At 77.6% G+C, this 5078-nt stretch carries 4 protein-coding genes; 3 read left to right on the top strand and 1 reads right to left on the bottom strand.

Annotated elements, in window-relative coordinates; translation table 11 throughout:
• Nucleotides 1-130: 130 nt before the first annotated feature.
• A complete protein-coding gene (locus GCU69_RS14055; RefSeq protein ID WP_098752242.1) occupies nucleotides 131-565 on the bottom strand; it encodes a hypothetical protein in 435 nt (144 codons plus the stop codon).
• Nucleotides 566-1079: 514 nt separating this feature from the next.
• On the opposite strand from GCU69_RS14055, the gene GCU69_RS14050 reads away from it, so the two are divergent.
• From GCU69_RS14050 to GCU69_RS14040, 3 genes are all read left to right on the top strand, one after another.
• Nucleotides 1080-2558, top strand: coding sequence for an acyl-CoA synthetase (locus GCU69_RS14050; protein ID WP_408055802.1), 1479 nt, complete (start codon nucleotides 1080-1082; stop codon nucleotides 2556-2558).
• 366 nt (nucleotides 2559-2924) lie between these two features.
• Nucleotides 2925-3824 carry a MurR/RpiR family transcriptional regulator gene (locus GCU69_RS14045; RefSeq protein ID WP_098752241.1) on the top strand — a complete coding sequence of 300 codons (900 nt, stop codon included), beginning with the start codon at nucleotides 2925-2927 and terminating at the stop codon, nucleotides 3822-3824.
• A 551-nt stretch (nucleotides 3825-4375) separates the two neighbouring features.
• Nucleotides 4376-4981: a hypothetical protein gene (locus tag GCU69_RS14040; protein WP_098752240.1), complete on the top strand. Its 606-nt coding sequence runs from the start codon at nucleotides 4376-4378 to the stop codon at nucleotides 4979-4981.
• Nucleotides 4982-5078 lie beyond the last annotated feature (97 nt).

Here is a 5078-nt window from a genome sequence, read left to right as displayed (position 1 = left end):
CCGGAGAGGGAATCCGGGGGCGACCTGTTGTCCGGGGCGGCATCGTGCGGGCCTGTGTCCCGGGGCCTGTGTCCCGCCTGTGCCCGGCCCGTGTCCGGTGGCCGGTGTCCCGCGACGGGGGCGCCGCGGCTCACCCGTCCCAGTCGCCGCCCGGGTGCCCGTCGGCCCGGCCGGACCGCGGCCGCTCGCGGGACCACGGGGCGCGGCCGCTGGCGTGGACGGCGTTCACCCCGACGATGCCGAGCCAGCTGACGACCAGTCCGGCGAAACCCGCGTTCGCCGATCCGATGGCGGACAGCGGCACGGCCAGGATCATCGAGACGATGCCGAAGCCGAAGCGTTCACCGAAGCTGTCGCTGTCACCCTGCGCGCGCGGCGGGCGCGAGCCGCGCGCGACGACCATCTGCTGCTCGGCGAGCTGCCGCCGCACGCGCCGGTCGACAGCGCCGTCCAGCCGTTCGAGGAACGAGTCGACCAGCTCCGACTCGTACTCCGGACCGAGTTCCCTGCGCACGTGCAGGGTGGCGTCTAGCTCTTTTCTCAGCTCCGGGTCACGGGCGTCCATCTGACCTCTTCTCGGGAACCTCGGCGCGGTGGGACGAGGAACGGGCGGCGGGCGGCCCGGCCGCGTGCCTCGGCGCCCCGGAGCCGAGGGGGCCGCCCCTCCCGCAGGCGGCAGGGGCCACACTGTCCGGGCCGGGCTCTACCGTTCACGCTAGAGAAACGGACGGCCCGCCACAGTGGGGCTAACCCCCCGAATCGCGGACCGGACCGCCCCAGGGCGGGTGTGGGAGGCAGTTGCCGCGCTCCCGCGGAGGAGCGGCGTCCACTGTTTCGGCCCGGTGCCGGCCCCGTGCCCGGTCCGGCACCGGGCCGGCGAGCACCGCCCGACCCGACCCGACCCGTCCCGTCCCGACCCGTCCCGACCCGGCCCGATCCACCCCCGACCCCGGCCTGAACCCGAGCCCGATCCCCGGCCTGCACCCGCCCCGACGTCAGCCCGCCCCGACCCCGCCCGCCCCCCGGCCCGACCCGGCCGAAACTTCTGGAGGAACGCTCACGTGACCGGCGCCCCCCTGCTGCCCGCCCTGACGCACCCCGGGGCGGCCGGCCCCGGCTCCGCCGACCGGCCCGACGCCCTGACGGTCGCCGGGCGCTCCCTCTCACGCGAACAACTGCTCGGCGCCGCGGGAGCGGTGGCCGCCCGGATCCGGGGCGCGAGAGCCGTCGCCGTGCACGCCGACGCCTCGCTGGAGACCGTCGCGGCGGTGGCCGGCGGGCTGCTGGCCGGGGTGCCGGTGGTGCCCGTACCGCCGGACTCGGGGCCCGTCGAGCGGGGGCACATCCTGCGGGACTCCGGGGCGGAGCTGCTGCTCGGCCGCGGGGATGCGGTACGGGAGGCGCCGGGCGGCGGGCGCGCCGCGGGGGCGCCGGAGGCGGCCGTGCCCGCCGTGCCGGTGGTGCCGGTCGACGCCGGTGAGCGGGCCGGTTTCGACGCCCCCGAGCCGGACCCGGACTCCACCGCGATGATCCTCTACACCTCGGGCACCACCGGCGCGCCCAAGGGCGCCCTGCTGCCGCGGCGGGCCGTGGCGGCCTGTCTGGACGGTCTCGCGGACGCCTGGGCGTGGACGTCCGGCGACACGCTCGTGCACGGACTGCCGCTCTTCCACGTGCACGGACTGGTGCTCGGTGTGCTCGGCGCGCTGCGCACCGGCAGCCGGCTGGTGCACACCGGGCGGCCCACCCCGGAGGCGTACGCGGCGGCGGGCGGCAGCCTGTACTTCGGGGTGCCCACCGTGTGGTCCCGGATCGCCGCGGACCCCGGCGCGGCGCGTGCGCTGAGCGGCGCCCGGCTGCTGGTGTCGGGCAGCGCGCCGCTGCCCGCGCCCGTCTTCCGCGACCTCCGGCAGCTCACCGGGCAGCGGCCGGTCGAGCGTTACGGCATGACGGAGACCCTGATCACGGTCTCGGCCCGCGCCGACGGGGAGCGCCACCCGGGCTCGGTCGGGCTGCCGCTGCCGGGCGTGCGGACCCGTATCGCCGGCGAGGAGGGTGACGGGACGGCCGCGGTGCCCGGCGCCGGTGGTGCCGGGTCGGGCATCGGGGAACTCCAGTTGACGGGGCCCTCGCTCTTCACCGGTTATCTGAACCGGCCGGAGGCGACGGCCGGGTCCTTCACCGGCGACGGCTGGTTCCGGACGGGCGACATCGCGACCATCGGCGCGGACGGCCACCACCGCATCGTCGGGCGGGCGTCCACCGACCTGATCAAGTCCGGGGGCTACCGCGTCGGCGCGGGCGAGGTGGAGAACGCGCTGCTGGACCATCCGGCGGTGCGCGAGGCGGCGGTGGTGGGCGTGCCGCATCCGGACCTCGGCCAGGAGATCGTGGCGTACGTCGTCGCCGACGGGCCGGCGGCGACCGAGCGGCAGCTGGTCGACTTCGTCGCCGCGCGGCTGTCGGCGCACAAGCGGCCCCGCCGGGTCCGCTTCCTCGACGAACTGCCGCGCAACGCCATGGGCAAGCCGCAGAAGAGGCTGCTGCCCGAGCTGTGACCCGAGCTGTGAACGGGCCGGGGAGGGGGCGGGCCCCGGGGGCCGGCGGGCTCCGCGTCCGTCCCCGGTGTATGCATGGAATCATGCACGCGATACGGCTCTGAATAATCGCGTGAACGCGCGGACCGAGACGAGGAGGCCCCGATGGGCGGGAGCGGGGGCGCAGCGGCCGGTGGCGCCGGGCCGGGCGGTACGGGCTCCGACGGCACGGACTCCCTGGGGGCGGGCTCCGACGGCACGGACTCCCTGGGGGCGGGCTCCGACGGCACGGACTCCCTGGGGGCGGGCTCCGGGGGTACGGGCTCCCTGGGTGCGGGCTCCGGGGATACGGGCTTCGGCGGGGCGGGCACCGGGGGCGGCGGCCGTGTGGGTGCGGGCCCCGCGGGTGCGGCGGCCGGGGATGCGGGGTCCGGGGCCGCTTCCGGGGCCGCTTCCGGGGCCGCCGCTCGGTTGCAGCAGCTGTTCGAGGGGCACCGGCTGACGCCGACCCAGCGGCGTATCGCGCACTGCATGGTGCGGCGGGCCGCGGACGCGCCGTTCCTGTCCAGCGTGGAACTGGCCGAACTGGCCGGGGTCAGCCAACCCTCGGTGACCCGGTTCGCGGTGGCGCTGGGCTTCGACGGCTATCCGGCGCTGCGCAGGCATCTGCGGGCGGTGGAACCGGCCGCCGGACAGCCGGACGCCCCGGGCGCGTACAACGAGTACCAGCAGGCCGTGCTGGCCGAGATCGAGAATCTGCGGCATCTGGCAGGGCTGCTCGCCGACCCGGCGCCCGCCGAGCACGCGGGGCGGCTGCTGGCCGCCTCCCGGCCGCTGCCGGTGCTCGGTCTGCGGGCCGCGTCCGCGCAGGCGCGCGGCTTCGCCTACTTCGCGGCCAAGGTCCATCCGGACGTGCGGCTGCTCGACGAGGGCGGCACGATGCTGACCGACCGCATCGACGCGGCGGTGCGCGCCGGCGCGACCGCGTTGCTGTGCTTCGCGCTCCCGCGGCACCCGAGGGAGGTGGGCGAGGCGCTGGAGCACGCCCGTTCGGCCGGGCTGACGGTGGTCACCGTCGCCGACAGCGCGTTCGCCCCGGTCGCCCGGCACTCCGATCTGCTGCTGCCCGCGGCCGTCGGCACGGGGCTGGCCTTCGACACGGCCTGTGCGCCGATGCTGCTGGGGCGGGTGCTGCTGGAGGCGATGTGCGACGGTCTGCCGGACGCGCAGGCGCGGCTGGAGGAGTTCGACGCTCAGGCGGCCGCGCGGGGCCTGTTCGTCGACTAGCAGGCCGGTCCGCCGGGCCGGTCCGCCGGGCCGGGGTGGCACCGGGCCGGGGCGGCCCGCCCGGCTGCACGTACCCGGCTGCGCGTACCCGGCTGCGCGTACCCGGCTGCGCGTACCCGGCTGCACGTGCCCGGCCGAGCGCCGCCCGGCACCGCGCGGTTCGGCCCCGCGCAGTTCGGCCCCCGCGTATCCCGTCCGTACGCACCCGGGCCGCGTGTATCCGGGCGCCGCGTGTCCCGCCGAGCGCAGCCCGCCCTGCGCAGCCAGGCTTCGCGCGCCCCGGTCGCACGCGCCCCGGTCGCGCGTATCCCGACCGCACACGCAGCCCGGCCGCGCGTACCGCCGCCCCGCGCACCCCGGCCCCGCACCCCGGGCCACTCGCGGGTACGGTTCCGGGGCGCGGTTCCGGGCTCGTTCCCGTGTATCGAGGCCGCGGGTTCGCCCCCGTTCCGCGGCCCCGTGTTCGTTCCCCGTTCTCAGGAAATTCTCATCTCCGCCCGTTACGATCCGCCTCCGTCGGACAGCGGAACGAGCGGTGAGGGAGGTCTGTGGTGGGGCGCGATGCGACGGCGCTGGCGCGCGTGGCGGTGATGGTGAGAGTGCCCGCGACATGGCTGTGGTGGACCGGGCTGGCGACCGCGGCGATCGGTGCGGCCGTGCCCGGCAGCCTGCTGGGACGGCGGGTCGGTGTCACGGCCGGGGCCGCCCTCCTGCTGGTCGCGGCGGTGGTGGCGTTCGCCGTACGGCGCAAGCGCTACCGGGAGTTGGCGAAGGGGGCCTCGCGCGCCGGGCGGCGGGTCTTCCTCCAGGACCGGGCGGTCACCGCCAGGGCATGGCGGCGGTCCCGCCGGTGGTGGCTGCTGCTCGCGGCCCTGGCCGCCCTCGGGTCCTCGTTCGCGGCTCCGGCGGCCGGCGGGCTGCTGATGGCCGGAGTCGGCGCCGGGCTGTGGGCCAAGGCGGTGTGGCTGGGCCGCTGGGAGCGGTCGCACGAGGCGCTGCTGTGGCTGCGCCCGGAGTGGGCCGGCCGCGGACCGGCGGGCAAGGACGCGCGCGGCTACCGGACGACCGGCCCGGCGGCCGGCGACGCGCTCCCGGGCGGCGCGAAGAAGCGCACGCACGCGTCGGGCGGTGTGAAGCGGTCCCCCGCGACGGTCTGAGCCGCGGGCCCGCACCGGGTGCGTCGGCCGACGCGTGCCCGCTGCATCGGGTGTGCCGGCCGACGCCGCCCCGCACCGTGCCCGCCACGCCGCGCCT

Source organism: Streptomyces lycii, from assembly GCF_009735685.1.
Lineage (GTDB): Bacteria > Actinomycetota > Actinomycetes > Streptomycetales > Streptomycetaceae > Streptomyces > Streptomyces lycii.
This window is presented reverse-complemented; position numbering and strand designations above follow the sequence as displayed.

What these genes read in the sequence shown, in the direction of transcription:
- GCU69_RS14055 (WP_098752242.1), bottom strand. Translation starts at nt 565, where the DNA reads ATGGACGCCCGTGACCCGGAGCTGAGAAAAGAGCTAGACGCCACCCTG.